The sequence below is a fragment of the Hymenobacter sp. YIM 151500-1 genome (assembly GCF_025979885.1).
In the GTDB taxonomy this organism is placed as follows: Bacteria; Bacteroidota; Bacteroidia; order Cytophagales; family Hymenobacteraceae; genus Hymenobacter.
Genome location: NZ_CP110139.1, coordinates 4752835 through 4770397, shown reverse-complemented (window position 1 = coordinate 4770397; position 17563 = coordinate 4752835). Strand labels below are relative to the sequence as shown.

General features: G+C 59.6%; 18 protein-coding genes. 13 read left to right on the top strand and 5 right to left on the bottom strand.

What is annotated here, in order from left to right:
• Positions 1–156: 156 nt before the first annotated feature.
• From OIS53_RS19705 to rplS, 8 genes are all read left to right on the top strand, one after another.
• Entirely contained in the window at positions 157–2991 is a 2835-nt protein-coding gene (locus OIS53_RS19705) for a putative LPS assembly protein LptD (RefSeq protein WP_264680292.1), read from the top strand.
• 168 nt (positions 2992–3159) lie between these two features.
• Positions 3160–3975 (top strand): 3-methyl-2-oxobutanoate hydroxymethyltransferase, encoded by an 816-nt coding sequence (gene panB / locus OIS53_RS19700; RefSeq protein ID WP_264680291.1) that lies wholly within the window; start codon positions 3160–3162, stop codon positions 3973–3975.
• 129 nt (positions 3976–4104) lie between these two features.
• Positions 4105–4812 carry an RluA family pseudouridine synthase gene (locus tag OIS53_RS19695; RefSeq protein ID WP_264680290.1) on the top strand — a complete coding sequence of 236 codons (708 nt, stop codon included), beginning with the start codon at positions 4105–4107 and terminating at the stop codon, positions 4810–4812.
• Between the two features lie 272 nt (positions 4813–5084).
• Positions 5085–5840, top strand: a complete 756-nt coding sequence (locus OIS53_RS19690; RefSeq protein ID WP_264680289.1) for an acyl-CoA desaturase — start codon at positions 5085–5087, stop codon at positions 5838–5840.
• Between the two features lie 171 nt (positions 5841–6011).
• Positions 6012–6557: a 30S ribosomal protein S16 gene (locus OIS53_RS19685; protein ID WP_264680288.1), complete on the top strand. Its 546-nt coding sequence runs from the start codon at positions 6012–6014 to the stop codon at positions 6555–6557.
• A 118-nt stretch (positions 6558–6675) separates the two neighbouring features.
• A complete protein-coding gene (gene rimM, locus OIS53_RS19680) occupies positions 6676–7296 on the top strand; it encodes a ribosome maturation factor RimM (protein WP_264680287.1) in 621 nt (206 codons plus the stop codon).
• Positions 7296–7970: a tRNA (guanosine(37)-N1)-methyltransferase TrmD gene (gene trmD, locus OIS53_RS19675; RefSeq protein WP_264680286.1), complete on the top strand. Its 675-nt coding sequence runs from the start codon at positions 7296–7298 to the stop codon at positions 7968–7970. Before rimM ends, trmD begins: the two co-directional genes overlap by 1 nt.
• A gap of 183 nt (positions 7971–8153) precedes the next feature.
• On the top strand, positions 8154–8534 hold the full coding sequence (rplS, locus tag OIS53_RS19670; RefSeq protein ID WP_264680285.1) for a 50S ribosomal protein L19: 381 nt from the start codon (positions 8154–8156) through the stop codon (positions 8532–8534).
• 107 nt (positions 8535–8641) lie between these two features.
• Here the strand turns inward: rplS and OIS53_RS19665 are convergent, their stop codons facing one another.
• Complete coding sequence (locus OIS53_RS19665; RefSeq protein WP_264680284.1) at positions 8642–9022, bottom strand: hypothetical protein; 381 nt, start codon at positions 9020–9022, stop codon at positions 8642–8644.
• A gap of 194 nt (positions 9023–9216) precedes the next feature.
• Here OIS53_RS19665 and OIS53_RS19660 point away from each other — a divergent pair, with 194 nt between their 5' ends.
• Positions 9217–9864 (top strand): inorganic diphosphatase, encoded by a 648-nt coding sequence (locus tag OIS53_RS19660; RefSeq protein WP_264680283.1) that lies wholly within the window; start codon positions 9217–9219, stop codon positions 9862–9864.
• Between the two features lie 160 nt (positions 9865–10024).
• Here the strand turns inward: OIS53_RS19660 and OIS53_RS19655 are convergent, their stop codons facing one another.
• The gene (locus tag OIS53_RS19655) at positions 10025–10735 is read right to left on the bottom strand and encodes a DNA repair ATPase (protein WP_264680282.1); all 711 of its coding nucleotides are present in this window, start codon (positions 10733–10735) and stop codon (positions 10025–10027) included.
• 283 nt (positions 10736–11018) lie between these two features.
• Between OIS53_RS19655 and OIS53_RS19650 the strand changes: the two genes are divergently transcribed.
• From OIS53_RS19650 to OIS53_RS19640, 3 genes are all read left to right on the top strand, one after another.
• Positions 11019–11426, top strand: a complete 408-nt coding sequence (locus OIS53_RS19650) for a 6-pyruvoyl trahydropterin synthase family protein (protein WP_264680281.1) — start codon at positions 11019–11021, stop codon at positions 11424–11426.
• Positions 11419–12108, top strand: coding sequence for a GTP cyclohydrolase I FolE (folE, locus tag OIS53_RS19645; RefSeq protein ID WP_264680280.1), 690 nt, complete (start codon positions 11419–11421; stop codon positions 12106–12108). Before OIS53_RS19650 ends, folE begins: the two co-directional genes overlap by 8 nt.
• Before the next feature lie 142 nt (positions 12109–12250).
• The gene (locus OIS53_RS19640; protein WP_264680279.1) at positions 12251–13165 is read left to right on the top strand and encodes a TIGR01777 family oxidoreductase; all 915 of its coding nucleotides are present in this window, start codon (positions 12251–12253) and stop codon (positions 13163–13165) included.
• A gap of 442 nt (positions 13166–13607) precedes the next feature.
• On the opposite strand, the gene OIS53_RS19635 is transcribed toward OIS53_RS19640, so the two are convergent.
• Complete coding sequence (locus OIS53_RS19635; RefSeq protein ID WP_264680278.1) at positions 13608–15986, bottom strand: transglycosylase domain-containing protein; 2379 nt, start codon at positions 15984–15986, stop codon at positions 13608–13610.
• Between the two features lie 272 nt (positions 15987–16258).
• Here OIS53_RS19635 and OIS53_RS19630 point away from each other — a divergent pair, with 272 nt between their 5' ends.
• A complete protein-coding gene (locus OIS53_RS19630) occupies positions 16259–16552 on the top strand; it encodes a hypothetical protein (RefSeq protein WP_264680277.1) in 294 nt (97 codons plus the stop codon).
• Positions 16553–16750: 198 nt separating this feature from the next.
• On the opposite strand, the gene OIS53_RS19625 is transcribed toward OIS53_RS19630, so the two are convergent.
• The gene (locus OIS53_RS19625; protein WP_264680276.1) at positions 16751–17173 is read right to left on the bottom strand and encodes a hypothetical protein; all 423 of its coding nucleotides are present in this window, start codon (positions 17171–17173) and stop codon (positions 16751–16753) included.
• Positions 17174–17184: 11 nt separating this feature from the next.
• The gene (locus OIS53_RS19620; RefSeq protein WP_264680275.1) at positions 17185–17424 is read right to left on the bottom strand and encodes a hypothetical protein; all 240 of its coding nucleotides are present in this window, start codon (positions 17422–17424) and stop codon (positions 17185–17187) included.
• Positions 17425–17563 lie beyond the last annotated feature (139 nt).

Genomic DNA, 17563 nt, shown 5'->3' with positions numbered 1-17563 from the left:
CAAAAAAAGCAGGCCAGCCGTAGCTACAGCGACAATATTCCGCACGGAGTTCGTTAGATGGGGTAGCGACCCGCTACCTTTGCAAACCGCCACAAAATAAACGATAAAAACTACGTGGCCCCGCCCGCATCCGTGTCCAATTTTAATTTTAGATTATTGAAACCCTGGTTTATAGTGCTGACGCTGCTGCTGAGCCTGCCGGCGCTGCCCCGCGCGCACGCCCAGCAGCTACCGCGCCCCACCAACGTGCCCGCCGATGTGCGCCGCCCGCCCCGCATTATCAATGCGCCGCAGCCGGCCGCCCCCGTGCGCCAGGACACAGCCGCCGTGGTATCTGGCTCACCCGACTCGCTGCGGGTAGCTGCCGGAGGCCGCCGCGGCAACGTGGAATCCACGGTGAAGTACAAAGCCCAGGACTCCATTCGGTTTGAGGTGCAGAACAAGCGGGCCATTCTCTACGACAAGGCCAACGTGGACTACGGCACTATGAACCTGAAGGCCGCCCGCATCACCGTCGACTACACCACCAACGTGGTGACGGCCGAGGGAGCAGCCGACTCTACCGGCCGCCTGCGCGACAAGCCCGTGTTTACGGATGCCGGCGCCACCTACCAGGCCGAGCGGATTGCCTACAACACCAAGAGCCGGCGCGGACGCATTACGGGCGTGGTTACCCAGCAGGGTGAAGGGTTTATTCACGCCGAAACGCTGAAGAAAAACAAGGAGGGCGAGGCTTTCGGCCGCAACGCCGTGTACACCACCTGCAACCTGGAGCACCCGCACTTCTACATCAATGCTTCCAAGATGAAGCTGGTGCCGGGCGAGAAGCGCAAGGTCGTGACCGGGCCGTTCAACCTCGTTATCGGCGACATTCCCACGCCCCTGGGCTTTTTGTTCGGGTATTTTCCTTCGCCAGCTGGTAAGCGGGCTTCGGGCATCATCTTCCCCACCTTCGGGCAGGCCGCCGACCGGGGCTTCTTCCTGCGCAACCTGGGCTACTACTGGGCCGCCAACGAGCATATCGGGGTGCGCCTCACCGGCGACATCTACTCCGGCAACGCCGAGAAGTTTGGGGGCTGGCGCGGCACCGCCGAAGTGCAGTATATCACGCGCTACCGCTACAGCGGCCTGTTCACGTTCAACTATTCCTCCCAGCCCACCACCCGGTTACTGGGCTCCACCGACGTGAATACCAACCCCAACTTCAACCTGCCCCGCTCCGCGCAGACGTTTGCTGTGCAATGGTCGCACACGCCGGTGGCCCGGCCGGGAGGCGGGCGGTTTTCGGCTAACGTCAACATCAGCAGCAGCAACGGCGACTATTACCGCCAGAACTCCCTGGACCCGCGCCGCTACCTTTCGCCGGCGTTCCAGTCCAACATCACCTACGCCAAGCAGCTGCGCAACGCGCCCATCAACTACTCCCTGCAACTCAGCCAAAGCCAGAACACCCAGTCGGGCACCATGGACTTCACCCTGCCCGACGTGACGGTGGGCGTGGCGCGGCAGTTTGTGTACGAGCTGCTGGGCCTGGAGCCGCGCAAGATTTACGAACAGCTGGCCTTTTCTTACGACCTGACGGCTCAGAACCGCCTCTCCAACTCCCTGCCCGCACGCCAGCTGCAAAGCGGCATCCCCCTCATCGGCGGCTCCCGCGAAACCACGGTGGTGCCGGTGAAATTCTCCACCCTCAACACCCTGCTGCGCAACTCCCAAACCGGCGTGCGTCACAACTTTGGCATTACGCTGGGCTCCTACACGTTTAAGCACATCAACATCAATCCCACGGTCAGCTACGGGGAAGTGTGGTACTTTAAAAAGCTGGATTACCGGTTTGAGCCCACGGCCCAGGCCGTGCGCATTGATACGGTTACGGGCTTCAACCGCCTCTACAACTACTCCGGTGGCGTCAACCTGACCACCAACCTGTACGGCACCATTGTGCGCAAGGGCACGCGCAAAATCCAGGCCCTGCGCCACAAGATTACGCCTAGCGTCAGCTACAACTACTCGCCTGACCTGACCAGCAGCTCGGACGCCTTTCAGGCGACTGATGTTCAAAACCTGCGCGACCCGAGCACCGGGCGCCCCTATTCGGCGACGGAGTTATACAGCCGGAACGAAGGGTTACTGTTGCCCCGTTTCAACGGTTTTGTGTTTGGGGTGCCCACCAGCACCGAGGTGAGCCAGGTGAATTTCTCCTTGCAGAATTCCGTGGAAATGAAGGTGCGCAACAGCAACGACACCACCGGTACCACGCCTTTCAACAAGGTCAGCCTGATTGACGGCCTGGATTTCAACATCGGCTACAACCTGGCGGCCGATTCGTTTCAGTTGTCGCCGCTGTCGGCGGTGTTCCGCACCCAGGTGGCGCGCAAGCTGAACATTCTGCTGAACGGCAACTTCGAGTTTTACCAGCAGGATTCCGCCCGCCGCCTCATCGACAAGTTTCTGTGGGACCAGAAACGGCCCCGCCTGGCTCGACTGGCCTCGGCCCAACTCACCATGAGCTACCAGTTCAACCCGGCCCAGGGCAAGCGCAAATCGGCCGTGCCCCGCGACGTAGCCCCGGTAAACGACCCCACGCTTGGCTCGCCGCGCCCAGTTAACCCCTACGAGGACTACGTGGACTTCGAGATTCCGTGGGAGTTGAGCACCAACTTCACGGCCACCTACGCCAACCAAGGCCCGCTGATTGTCCGCCCCGGCCGTCCACGCAACTCGCCCTACACGGCCGCCACGCTCAACCTCAACGGTTCGGTGAAGCTCACTGAAACCCTGCGCTTCGGCTTCAGCACCAACTACGACTTCGTAAACAAAAACGCGGCCTTCACCACCCTCGACGTCTTCAAGGACCTGCACTGCTGGCAAATCAACGGCAACTGGCGCCCCTTCGGCCCCACCCGCGGCTACTTCGTCACCATTGCCGCCAAGTCCAGCCTGCTCCAGGACCTGAAGCTGAGCCGCAACCGCACGTTCTTGAATAATTAGGGACTTAGGGTCTTGGGGACTTAGATGACGGACAGCCGGTTTTTTCTAAAAATTCCGCAGTTTTGGCAGCCGGTTTCACCTGTGCCTGGTTTTGGAGTGGTTGACCGGTGACTACCGGGCCTCCTGCCTCTAAGACCCTAAGCCCCCAAGCTCCTAAGTCCCTACAACATGTCCCAGCACAAGGAAGTCAAGCTCGTGACCACGCACCAGCTGCTCGCCATGAAGCAGCGCGGTGAAAAAATATCCATGCTCACGGCCTACGACTTCTCGATGGCGCAGCTACTGGACGGGGCGGGCATTGATGTGCTGCTCGTGGGCGACTCGGCTTCCAACGTAATGGCTGGCCACGAAACAACTTTGCCCATCACGCTGGACCAGATGATTTACCACGCCCAGAGTGTGGTGCGGGCCGTGAAGCGGGCCTTTGTGGTGGTGGATATGCCGTTCGGTTCCTACCAGGGCAACTCTTCGGAGGCCCTGCGCTCGGCCATCCGCATTATGAAGGAGTCGGGCGGGCACGGCATCAAGCTGGAGGGCGGGGCCGAAATCAAGGATAGCATCATCCGCATCCTCACGGCCGGCATTCCGGTAATGGGGCATTTGGGGCTTACTCCGCAGAGTATTTATAAATTTGGCACCTACACGGTGCGGGCCAAGGAAGAAGCCGAGGCGCAAAAGCTCATCGAAGATGCCCTGCTGCTCCAGGAAATCGGCTGTTTTGCCCTGGTGCTGGAGAAAATTCCGTCGGCCCTGGCCCGGCAGGTAGCCGAGCAGCTCACAATTCCCGTAATCGGCATCGGCGCCGGCCCCGACGTAGACGGCCAAGTGCTGGTGGTGCACGACATGCTGGGCATCACCAAGGAGTTCAAGCCCCGCTTCCTGCGCCGCTACGCCGACCTCGGCAACCTCATGCACGACGCCGTGCAGCGCTACATCCAGGACGTAAAGTCCCGCGACTTCCCCACGCAGGACGAAGCGTATTAGTTTTAATTAGTAATAAGTAATTGATAATTAATAATTGAAATCGGTAGCGGCCAGGCTTCGTTTTTAGGCGGCAGCAAGGCTCTTTGCCAATTCTTAATTGCTAATTATTAATTATTAATTCCCACCAGAGTGAACCGTCCTAATTTATGGTCGGAGCAGAAGGAAATTCTGTTCGAAGACAACCACTTGCTCGTCATCAACAAGCCCGCCGGCCTGCTCGTGCAGGGCGACGCCACCGGCGACGAGCCGCTTTCAGCCAAGGCCGAAGAATACCTGCGCTTTAAGTACAAGAAGCCCGGCGCCGCTTTCGTGGGCGTGGCCCACCGCATCGATAGGCCCGTGAGCGGCGTGGTGGTGCTGGCCAAAACCAGTAAGGCCTTGAGCCGCCTCAACGAGCTGTTCCGCGACAACAAAGTGCACAAAACCTACTGGGCCCTCACCGGCAAGTGCCCCGAGCCCGCCGAAGGCCACCTCACGCACTGGCTGGTCAAGGACCCCATCCGCAACACCACCAAGGCCTACACCGAGCGCCACGGCCAGGGCCTAAAATCAGACTTAGACTACAAGGTGCTGGGCTCGGCCGGTACGCGCTGCCTGGTGCAGGTAAACCCCATCACCGGCCGCCCCCACCAGATTCGGGTGCAGCTCAGCTCGGGCCTGGGCACGCCCATCGTCGGCGACGTGAAGTACGGCTTCCTGGCGCCCCTGCCCGATGTTAGCATTGCCCTGCACGCCCGGCAGCTGGAGCTGCAACACCCCGTTACCAAGGAGGAAATGTGCTTCGTAGCTCCCCTCCCCGACGTAGCCCACTGGGAGCCCGCGCAAGCATATTATTAGGGTAGAAGTGAGTACCGAGAAGTGAGAGGTGAGACTTTTGTTCTGAGAGCCCGGCTGGGTTACAGAACGAAAGTCTCACCTCTCACTTCTCGGTACTCACTTCTTACTTCTTACTGCCACCTATAACATTTTGGCCTTTTGAGCAGCTGAATTGCACACTGCTTGGGGTTGGCCGTAGGTTTGTAAAACGATTGTGAACGATTATTCACAAGCCGCCCTTATGCGGGCCGAGCCTTCGGTCGTTTCTCCTGCTGCTCTTAACCCGTTTGGCCATGCCAGTTCTCTTTTTCTTTGTAGCGCACTACTACCTGTCGCTCTTCACGCAGACGTTCTATCTGCACCGCTACGCTGCCCACAAGATGTTCACGATGAACAAGTTCTGGGAGCGGTTCTTCTTCTTATTCACCTATATCTGCCAGGGTTCGTCCTTCCTCTCGCCGCGGGCGTATGCGCTGCTGCACCGCATGCACCACGCCTACTCCGACACCGAGTTGGACCCGCACTCCCCGTTGTACTCCTCGAATGCTTTCACGATGATGTGGAAGACCAAGAACATCTACAACGACGTGCTGAACAAGCGCTATGAGCTGGCCGAGCGGTTTGAGGGCGACTATCCGGAGTGGAAAGCCATCGAAAACCTGGGCGACACCTGGTATTCGCGCGTTGGCTGGGGCACGCTGTACGTGCTGTTCTACGTACAGTTTGCCACGGCTTGGTGGCAGTTTCTGCTGCTGCCAGTGCACTTCCTGATGGGTCCCATCCACGGCGCTATTGTGAACTGGGGCGGCCACAAGTACGGTTATCAGAACTTCGACAACCACGACCACTCCAAAAACACGTTGCCCTTTGACTTTCTGGCCTTCGGGGAGCTGTTCCAGAACAACCACCACAAGCTGCCCATGCGCGTCAACTTCGGCGTGAAGAAGTGGGAGTTTGACCCCACCTACTTGTTTATCTGGGGCATGGATAAGCTGGGCGTGGTAAAGGTGAAGCGCAAGTGGCAGGAGCCCGTGCACATGGCCGCGTAGTCTGCTCCTGGTACAACAACAGATGAAGCCCCTGACGCTTTTGCGAGTGTCAGGGGCTTTGTCATTCCGAACAGAATCCGCGCAATCCTTTCAATCCGATAAATCTGTGCTTACCTTTGCACCTCATTTTCAACCAGACGCACGGGATGCGTCGCTTAACCAACCCGGTTTATGGCAGTTAAAATCCGCCTCGCCCGCCGTGGCCGCAAAAAGGCCGCAATGTTCGACATCGTTGTTGCCGACTCTCGCTCGCCCCGCGACGGCCGCTTCATCGAGAAAATCGGTACCTACAACCCCCAGACCAACCCCGCTACCATCAATTTCGACGGTGACAAGGCGTTCGACTGGATTATGAAAGGTGCCCAGCCCACGGATACCGTGCGCGCCATGCTCTCCTACCGCGGCGTGCTGTACCGCAAGCACTTGCAGCTTGGCGTAATCAAAGGCGCCATCTCGCAGGAAACCGCCGACCAGCGCTACACCGACTGGAAAGAGCAGAAAGACGCCAAGATTGAAGGCAAGCGTACTAACCTGGGCAACGCCAAAGAGGAAGCTCGCCAGCAGCGCCTGGCCGCTGAAACCAAGGTGAAGGAAGCTCGCGCCGAGGCTCTGCGCCAGAAGCAGGCTGCTGCCCTGGCTGCCACTGCCCCCGCTGCCGAAGGCGGCGCCACCGACGCCGAAGCTCCGGCCGCAACGACCGAGGAGGCCGGCGCTTAAGCTTAGTGTAGAAGTTAGAAAGTTTGGAAGTTAGAAAGTGGACCGGTGGTACGTGTACCAGCATCCGTTCCAGACTTTCTAACTTCTAAACTTTTTCCTTTTCTAACTCCTTTTCCCCATGACCATCGACGAGTGTTACGAGCTGGGTTCTATCGGCAAAACGCACGGCCTGAAGGGCTTTGTGGTGGCGTTTATGGACGTGGACGACCTGGACGCCTACCGCAGCCTGAAGTCGGTGTACGTGGAGCTGCCTGCGGCTCCGGGCAAGTTGCAGCTGTACAGCATCGACAAGCTCCAGCCGCAAACCGAGGAGCGGGCCTTGCTCAAGCTCACGGGCGTGGATACCATTGAGGCGGCTGAGCTGCTGCGCAACGCCAAGCTGTGGCGCCCCCTGGCCGAGCTACCTGCTCTGGAGGAAGACCAGTTCTATTTCCACGACGTCATTGGCTACACGGTGGTGGATGAGGCGCTGGGTGAGCTGGGCGTGGTGGAAACCTTCTACGAAATGCCCCAGCAAGACCTGATGGGTATGCGCTACCAGGGCCGGGAAGTGCTGGTGCCGGTGGTCGATGAGCTGGTCTTGAGCGCCGATGCGGAAACCAAAAAGCTCTACGTGAACCTGCCGGCCGGCTTGCTGGACGTGTACCTGCAACCCGCCTCGCAGGAGCGGGACGAGCCCGACGAGTTTACGGAGCCCGATGAGGAGGAAGACAAGCCTGGCACCCCGCCTTCTGCATAATGCGCATCGACATCGTTACGTGCCAGCCGGCCCTGCTCGAAAGTCCGTTTGCGCATTCCATCGTAAAGCGCGCCCAGGACAAAGGGCTGGTTGAGATTCACGTGCATGACCTGCGCCGCTACGCCATCAACAAGCACGGCCAGATCGACGACTACGTGTTTGGCGGCGGGGCCGGCATGGTGCTGCGCGTCGAACCCATTGCGGCCTGTTTCGACGAGTTGCTGGCTCAGCGCCGCTACGAGGCCATCATCTACCTGACTCCCGACGGCGCCACGCTGCGTCAGCCTCTGGTTAATCAGCTGTCGTTGGCCGGCAATCTGCTCCTGCTTTGCGGCCATTACAAGGGCGTGGACGAGCGAATCCGGCAGGCTTACATTACTCACGAAATCAGCATCGGCGACTACGTGCTGAGTGGGGGCGAACTGGGGGCCGCGGTGCTAGTGGATGCCGTGGTGCGCCTGCTGCCGGGCGTGCTCGGCAACGAAGAATCAGCCCTGAGCGACTCGTTTCAGGACAACCTACTGGCCCCGCCCGTGTACACCCGCCCGGCCGAGTGGCGCGGCCTCGCAGTACCCGATATTCTACTCTCTGGCAACACTCCTAAAATTGACGTGTGGCGGCACGAGCAAGCCGTAGAGCGCACCCGCCAGCGCCGGCCCGACTTGCTTTCTTGAGTGAAAGTGGATGAACAGAATGGGGTACGTATAGGGTATCACCCCGCTTTACCACATTTACCACATTCTGCCTGTTCATTCACCTTCTACCTCATTGCTTTATCAAATCAGAGGGCTATATTTGCGCCTCTTTACCAGAAACCCCTTCGGACGGCGCGGCCGTCCTTCACAGTTTTTCCAGCCATGAGCGTACTACTCGATTTTATCCAGCAGGAATCCCAGGAGCGCCGCGCCAGCTTCCCCCAGTTTGCCGCCGGCGACACCATCAACGTCCACGTGAAAATCCGCGAGGGCAATAAGGAGCGCATTCAGCAGTTCCAGGGTGTTGTGATTCAGCGCAAAAACACGAATTCTAACGGTGAAACCTTCACCGTTCGTAAGATTTCCAACCAGATCGGCACGGAGCGTATCTTCCCCCTGTTGTCGCCCAACATCGACAAGATTGAGGTAATCCGTCGCGGTAAGGTTCGGCGCGCCCGTCTGTTCTACCTGCGCGGCCTGTCGGGCAAAGCTGCCCGTATCAAAGAGAAGCGCAACACCCTGGCCGACAAAGCCACGGCGTAAGCTGTTTCTCTATAGCGCCAGCAAACAACAAGGCCGGCTCCTGTGTCAGGAGCCGGCCTTGTTGTTTGTTGCCCGTCTTCTTGAAAGAGAAGCAGTGCTTAGTTTTCTTACTTAGCTGATTGCTTGAGCTGGCTGGCGGCGGCCGTCAGGGCGTCACCCAACTTGCTTACCCGCTCGGCAGTATTTGGGTTTTCGGCGAAGATGGCAGCCTTGCTGGTGTTGGTGCCCAGGCGGCTTAGCAGTTGAGTTACCAACGTAACGTCGATAGTGCCACCGTGGAAGTGAGCCTTCAGGGCTTGAAGGTCGGTTATGAGCTGGTGCAGTTCGGGGTTGTTAACGTCTTTCAGGTCTTCTATCCACCGCTGCAGTACGTTATCGAAACCAGCCTTGCTGGCTTCCTCTACCAAGTCGCCGGTCAGGTTTTTAATGGTGCCGTCGAGGTGGTTTTGGTGTTGGGTATCGTCTTTGGTGATTTTGTGAAAGGACATAGGTTGGCGGATTGAGCTGCCACAGGCAGCAGGGTTCTGGATGCCTTTCCAAACGCAACCCAACGGCAAAGGTTATAGCCGGGCAGTTGGCCCGCTTACGTCGTGCCGCAGCTCGTTTCACTCGGAATTTTAGTCATCTTCGGGCTACCTGCCTGCTGTTCACCAATTTCGCTGCCAAACTCCTTGCCCTTCCTATGCCACACTATAGTCCTGCCTTGCTGCCGACTGCCGCCCCGGTCCGCCCCGATTTCGGCCGTTTCGCGTGGCTGTTGCTGCTGCTGAGCTTAGCGGCCTGTACCACCAAGTATGGCGACCTGCCTACCTTTTCGGCAGAGCATAAGCTACTGCAGGTGGTGGTGGAAGTGCCAGCCGGGACCAACCTCGAACAACGCTACGACCCGGAAACCAACCAATTCCGGGCCGTGGAGAGGGCGGGCTTGCAGCAGCGGATTGAGTTTCTGCCTTTTCCCGGCAATCTGGGGTTTATTCCGGGAACCAGCCTCCCGCCTTCCATTGCTCATCCTGGCCCGCGTCCACTGGCAGCCCTGGTACTGGCCGAAAGCCAGCCAGCCGGCACGGTGCTGGAGGTGCTGCCCGTGGCGTTGCTGCTCTTGGATGTGAATGGTAGCCTGGAGCACGTGGTTATTGCAGTGCCTGCCCGGCCAGCCCAGCGTATTCTGCCCGAAGCTGTGAGCCTGAGTAGCCTTACCGCGCGGTATCCGGGCGTGCGTTCTTCCCTGAGTATTTGGTTTCAGCACTGGCGCTCGGCGGGCCCGGTGCGTATTGCGGGCTGGAAAGACGAGCACTACGCCGAGCAGCAAATCCGAGCCCGAATGCGGTAAGCTACCCAGTTTGATTTCTTTGCCACCTGTTTCTATCTACCAGCGAACAGCAACCTTCTGTTCTGCGGGCCACGGTTTGACTTAACCGTTTCGACTGGCTGTAAACACAAAGCCCCGCTGGTATGGCGGGGCTTTGTGCTTGATGGGCTATGGTCAGCCGCTATTCGATTTTGTTCATGCGCTCTTTCACGGCTTCCAGTGCCACGCGCATGTTTACAATGTCGGCGCGGGCGGCTTCCTGCTCTTTCAGGTTCATGTCCACCAGGTTATTGAACTGCAGCAGTTCGGCGGCATTCTGCGCCAGCATCTGCTGGATTTCGGCCTTGCGGGCTTTATTTTTCTCGATGTCCTTCTTGATGGCGTCGCCCTTGGCAATTACGGCCATGTGGTTGTTCTGCGACGACACCAGGGCTTTTTCAGCTTCGGCTACCTGCACGGCCAAGTCTTCGCGGTAGAGCTTGCGGGCGAAATCTTTCAGGTAAGCTTCGGCAGCTTTCCACTGCACCGGTGTGGCGTCTTTGCCCAGGTAGGCATTGCCCAGGTCAATCGACCACCATACGGTGGTGCCGGTGGGCACGGCATCGACCTTGCTGATTACGCGAATCGGTGTCTTAGAAATCGACTCAATTACAACGCCGTCCATGGTGTAAATGCCCTTATCGGCTTTCACCTTGGTGGAAAACTGCTCGTCCAGCTGTTTTTTCCAGGATTCTTCGACCCGTTTGCTGTCCAGCTGCATGGCCACGCGCTGGCCTTTACGCGGAATGCCTTTGATGGCCATGTCCGTTTCGTCCACGGGCGACTTCTGCGCGTAGCTAGTCACCGCTGATACGACTGTCAGCAACAGAGAAAGGAGTACGCCTCGTTTCATAGAGAATGAAATAGGTTGAGAAGAAGTGAGTTGCAAAGGGCTTGACCAGAACCATGCCATTGCTGATTCTGACTCACCAAATTTAATCAGTGTCTCAGCATGTTTGCACGCCCTGGCCTTATTTTTTTGCAAGGAAGCAAGATTTGTTAAATAATTCATACCTCGTATAAACACGCTGCAACTATTTATACGCATTGATATGATTTTTTCGTCCTAACGGCGCCTTCCACCTTTCCGGAACAAGCGCGAAACAAACGCCTGTCCACCTGGTTCATTTTCGACTATGCAAGTAACAGTTTGCCGCAAAGAACATTTTAATGCCGCGCACCGGCTGCACAATGCAGCCTGGAGCGACGAGCAGAACGCCACGGTTTTTGGCAAGTGCAACAACCCGCACTATCACGGGCACAACTACGAGCTGATTGTCCGGCTGACGGGGGAGATAGATCCGGCGACGGGCTACGTGTATGACATGAAGCGCCTGAGCGACCTGATCAAACGCGAGATTCTGGATACCTTTGATCATCGGAACCTGAATCTGGACACGGAGGAATTCCGCACCCTCAACCCCACGGCCGAGAACATTGCCCTTGTGATTTGGAACCGGCTGCGCCCTCACGTGGAGGAGCGCTTGGCTTTGTCGGTCACGCTGTACGAGACCGAACGCAACTTTGTAGAATATCATGGATAATTCCGCGTCTGCAGCACCGGCGGCGGACGAAGCGGCCGGTCGTTTTCCCGCTGCCGACTTCCACCTGCCGCCCGACCTGCGCACCCCGCTGCGGGCCGATGCCTTTGCGCTGAGCGAAGACGAAAAAGTAACCGCCATTGCGGGTCACTTCCGCGAAATCATGCAGGTGCTGGGCCTCGACCTCACCGACGACAGCCTCAGCGGCACGCCCCGGCGCGTAGCCAAGATGTACGTGCACGAGTGGTTTCGGGGCCTCAACCCCGAGCACCGCCCCGACGTGCGCCTGTTTGAGAACCGCTATCAGTACCACAACATGCTGGTGGAGCGCGACATTACGCTGTTTTCGTGCTGTGAGCACCATTTCGTGCCCATCATTGGCAAGGCCCACGTAGCTTACTTGCCAGGTGAGCACGTGGTGGGCCTGAGCAAGCTCAACCGGGTGGTGCAGTACTTTGCCCGCCGCCCCCAGGTGCAGGAGCGCCTGACCCGGCAGATTGCCGAGGAGCTGAAAACTACGCTGCGTACGGATAGCGTGGCCGTACTCATCGAAGCCGACCACTTGTGCGTGATGAGCCGCGGCGTGAATGACACGAGCAGCAGCACTATTACAGCCGAGTACGGCGGGGCTTTTGGGGAGGACGAGGCGCTGCGCCGTGAGTTTCTGCGTTTGCTGGGCAAGTGAGGCGCTTGCCCAGCCGACGCACTGGCTTCGCTGTTCTGATTATTATTGAATAGGTTTCGGGCCGATTGGCGGCGCAGCCCGCCCGGACGGCACCACTTCCCGCACCCCCGATGACGGCATGAGCACCCAGCAACCCGAAGGAATGTCCCGCAAAGTTCTGATAACCGGGGGCACCGGCATGATTGGCTCCCGCCTGGCCGACATGCTCATCGACGCCGGCTACGAGGTGGCCATTCTCAGCCGCAAGCCCGAAGCCGTGGGACGCTACCGTAGCTTCCGCTGGGACCTACGCGCCGGCACCCTGGACGAGGCCGCCATCAAATACGCCGATTACATTATCAACCTGGCGGGCAGCAGCGTATCGGAAGGCAAATGGACCGAGGAGCGCAAGCGGGAAATCCTGGACAGCCGCATCGGCGCTACCACCCTGCTGGCGCGGGAGTTGGCCAAGGGCGGGCACCACGTGCGGGCGTTTCTGTCGGCTTCGGCCATTGGCATCTACGGCGACCAGGACGACCGGATACTAACCGAACAGGTCCCTCCGGCGCCCGATGATTTTCTGGCTACCGTGTGCCAGCAGTGGGAAGCCGCCGCCCAGACGGTGGAGCAGCAGGGCATCCGGACGGTTATTTTCCGCATCGGCATTGTGCTGAGCCCGGAGGGCGGCGCCCTGGTGCCGTTGGCCCGCACCGTGAAGCTGATGGCCGGCGCTCCGCTGGGCTCCGGCCGGCAATACATGTCCTGGATTCACCTCGACGACCTGTGCCGCCTGCTGATGCAGGCCCTAGAGGAGCCGCAGTGGCAGGGCATCTACAACGCCGTGGCTCCGCACCCGGTCACAAATAAAGAATTCACCGAAACCCTGGCCGAGGTGCTGCACCGGCCCCTGGTGCTGCCCAAGGTGCCAGAGTTCGGCCTGAAGCTGGTGATGGGCGAGATGAGCGAAATTGTGCTGGCCTCCCAGCGGGTGAGTGCCGACAAGGTACTGCGGCAGGGCTTCACGTTCGAGTATCCGCACCTGAAGGCGGCGCTGGAATCGTTCTACGCCGAAAGGTAACCTATGCCGACCCTGCTGCGGGTGTTGCTGGTGGGCGTGGGCGGGGGCTTCCATTGTGGGGCGGCACACCATGCAGCGCTTCGGCGACAGCGCCACGGCCACTGGTCTGCGCAATAGTATTGAAGCTTTCGGGATGCCCTGGAGTAGTGGCGGGCAGAAACGGTATCTGTTCGGCGTCCTGCCCATGGCCGATGCGTTTATTGCCTGGAGCAACTCCCTGGAAGCAAACCGAGCCGCCACGCCCGCCGGAAGTTGGCGCTGGGCTTTTCACGGCTGGTCGGCGCTGGTGGCTGCTGGACTGCTTCTGCTGCTCCTTGGGCTTCGGCGGAAGCGTGAGAGCATGAAGGTGAAAACCGCCAGATTGCGAACGACAGGCCGAAGTGCCAGTATATGGGACGCTCCGGTGAACGGGCTACACGGGGCACAGCCCTACGCTGCCAACCTACAAGCTGTCCGGCACGGGCACGGTGCCGCTGTTCAGGTTTTCCAGTAGGTTATCGACCACGATAGTATCGACAGCCAGTTCTTCGCGGCGGGGGCGCGGGGCTTCGGTCACGCAGTTGTACTTCTTGCTGATTTTGACCGTGGGCTGGGGGAAGGGGCCCATGCGGATGTCCAGGTCGGGGTCCTCGTACAGCTTCTCCATGTACATGCCGAAGATGGGCAGGGCCGTGCGGCTGCCTTCGCCCTGCTGGGAGCGGAAGAAATGGATGCTCCGGTCTTCGCCGCCTACCCACACGCCGGTTACCAGGTCCTTGGTGACGCCCATGTACCAGCCGTCGGAGTAATTGCTGGTGGTGCCGGTTTTGCCCCCGATCTGGTTGTTGCGGCGCCACAGCTCGTACTCCCACAAGCCCTGGGAGGTACCGCCGTACTCCTCCATGCCGCCTTTCAGCATGTGCAGCATCAGCCAGGCCGTTTCGGTGGGGATGACGCGCTTCTGCTGGGGGTCGAACTGCACGATGACGTTGCCGTTCTTGTCTTCGATGCGCGTCACGAGCAGGGGTTCGGGGCGGAAGCCCTGGTTGACGAAGGTGCTGTAGGCATTCACCATCTCGTACACGCTCACGTCGCCGCCCGAGCCCAGGCCGATGCTGGGCACCGGCAGCAGCTTGCTCCGGATGCCGACCTTGTTGGCGTACTTCACGACGTTTTCCCAGCCTACTTTTTCGGTGAGCTGGGCCGTCACGGAGTTGACGGAGCGAGCCATGGCGTGGCGCAGGGTCATGTTGGAGCCGGTGTATTCGCGGGTGACGTTGTCGGGCTGCCACTCCATGTCCTTGCCGTTTTCGACATACTTAATGGTGACGCGCTCATCCCGGATTCGGTCGCAGGGCGAGTAGCCGTTGTCGAGGGCAGTGAGGTAGACGAAGGGCTTGAACGTGGAGCCAGGCTGGCGCTTGCCCTGCTTCACGTGGTCGTACTGGAAGAAGCGGTAGTTCAGCCCGCCCACCCAGGCCTTGATGTGGCCGGTGAACGGGTCCATGGTCATCAGGCCGGCGTGCAGGAAGTGCTTGTAGTAGGCCAGCGAGTCGAGCGGCGACATGACCAGCGTGGTGTCGCCGTCGCCTTTCCAGGTAAACACCTTCATGGGCCGCTTGCGGTGCAGAGCCGAGTCCAGGAGGTCGGGGCGGCCTTGGTAACGCTCGGCCAGCTCCTTGTACTGGTCGGTGCGCTTCATCTGGGTTTCGATGAAGTTGGGAATCTCGTTGCCGTCCTCATCCACCCAGGGGTTCTTGCCGCGGTTGCGCCAGAAGTTGTCGAAGGTGCGCTGCAAGGTTTTCATGCGCTTCTGCACGGCTTCTTCGGCGTGCTCCTGCATGCGTGAGTCAATGGTGGTGTAGATGCGCAGGCCGTCGCGGTACATGTCGTAGCCGTTCTTCTTGCACCAGTCGTTCACGAACTGGCTCACGGCCCCGCGGAAGTAGGTTTCGGGCCCATCCACGTGCTTTTCGACCTGGTAGCGCAGCACAATGGGCTGCTGCTGCAGGGCGGTTACCTCCTGGGCGGGCAGCATACCGGCCTGGCCCATGCGGGTGAGCACCAGGTTGCGGCGCTTGCGGGCCGCCACCGGGTGAAACTTGGGGTTGTAAGCCGTGGGGTTGTTCAGCATGCCAATCAGCATGGCTGATTGCTCGGCGGTGAGGCTGTCGGGGGAAGTGCTGTAGAAGGTTTTGGCCGCCACCTTGATGCCGTAGGCCTGGGAGCCGTACTCCACGGTGTTGAGGTAGAGGCGCAGGATTTCCTCTTTGGTATAGCGGCGCTCCAGCTCCACGGCCGTCAGCCACTCCTTTGTTTTGCTGATGATGGTGCCTACCAGTGGCACGCGGCCTAGGGCCCCGGTGTTTTCTTCGCGGCGGGTTTTGTAGAGGTTTTTGGCCAGCTGCTGGGTGATGGTGGACCCCCCGCCCCCGCTGCCACCGGTGGCCACGCCGGCCAGGGCCCGCGCTATGGCCTTGGGGTCGATGCCGGAGTGCTCGTGGTAGCGTACGTCTTCGGTGGCAATCAGGGCCTTCACCAGCCAGGGCGACATCTGGTCCAGCGGCACGGGGTAGCGGTTTTCGCGGAAGTAGCGCCCAATCTGCACGCCATCGGCGGTGAACACCTCGGAGGGCTGCTCCACTTTAGGGTTTTCCAGCTCTTCCAGGCTCGGCGACTTGCCAAACAGGAACAGGAAGTTCATGCTGACCAGGATGGGATAGAGCAAAAAGATGCCTACGCCCACCACAAACAGCCCCCACAGGGTACGCGACAAAATATTGGGCCAGCGGCGGACCGGCACAGCCGGCAGATTTGTTTTCGACGTCTTGGGAACGGACATGCAACGCGCGGTGAGGCAAACAGGTCGGGCAAGCCCGGCTAGGAAGCTGCAAATATACCAGTTAGGGGCGGCCCGGTGCGTATCCTGTTTCCACTTGCTGCCGGCCCGCCGCCTGGCGAAAGGTCTTTTTCCGATGAACTCCGAGCCGGCGGGGCCAGCCAGCTAAATCCATACAACTCTGCTCCTGCCCGCCCGTAACCGAGGGTACGGCGCCGGCCCCAACCAAGAGCCGGACCATTCATCGTTTTCTCACTGTTCATTTCTTCTTTCCGATGAAAGCAAATACCGCTTGGATTGGTGCCTCGGTAGCCGTGCTGGCCGCTGGCGCCGTCATCAGCTACAACCGCAAAAGCTGGCCCTTTAGCCAAAGTCAGCAGAGCAACCAGACCCCAGAAAAATCAGGCAGCAACGCCGCCCCTGGCGCTGACAAAGGCTCGGCCGCTCCGGCCGGCGCGGCTGCCAACGTAGACGTGGCCCTGACCAACGAGGTAGCCAGCTACACCGAGCACAACCCTAACAACGCCGCCGACTTCACCGATGACGGCGCCACCGGCAACGCCGATTAGGTGTAGCGACGCGACCCTTCGCGTCTTAATCATTGAACGATGCCGGTTGGCTGTCGTTCAACGGTTGTCGTTCGACTGGTTATCCTTTACCGGCGACGTTCACCGATTGAGACGCGAAGGGTCGCGTCGCTACAGCCCGAAAGCCCCCGGCTGCACTGCGCAGGCCGGGGGCTTTTGCATTAGGTCACGAGGTATTAGCTACAAACTAGAAAGTAGGATAAACACGCCTATACACTCCGGGATAAGCAGCAGACAAGCACCTACGAAACAGCACGCATACACCAGCTGCCACAGCATCCGCCACTTCCAGTTTTGCAAGGCGGCGGCTACCCGGTACGTGGTGAAACCCAACAACCAAGGCACAGGCACAGCACACAAAACAAAAGCAGTACTAAAAACTGGCTCGGCCTTGGGCGTATTCGGCCAGACTTCTTCGAGCAATAGCAAGTTGATACAGCTAAACAATGCCCCACTCCCCGCCAGCCACAAGCCCCGCGGCACGGCGGGCAGCACAGTGTAGCAGAGGAAACCGAGCAGTTGCTCTAGCCAGGACGCGGGTGGCGGAGCAACGGCGGCTTCGGCTAGTGGGGCAGGATGCAGGTGGGGTTCGGCAGGTAGCATGAGCAGGAAGGCTAGCGGACAGCCAGGGCGCCGGAACCAGGCGCCCACAGCAGCATCACGTGCAGCAAGGTCCAGAGCACGACGCCCAGCAGCACGGCAGCCGTGGGAAGCACCACGGCCACCAGCCGCAGATGGCGCAGGGGCGGGGTGGCGGCTCGCTCGCGCCAGGTTAGCAGCCAGGCCAGGGCCGTTACGCAGCCGGCGCAGAGGAGCAGACCGGTCAGCGTGAGGCTTACAGAAACAGGGTTCATAGATGATTGAATCAAGAAATTGGCGTAAGTTGGGGTAGGTTGCAGGGTGTTTTGCGTTGGTTGCGGGGTGTTTCGTCTTGGTCAGGTGGTAGGCGGCTGGGCTGGGCGCCGGCCCGGAGCAGGCTTTGCTTTCTGCGCT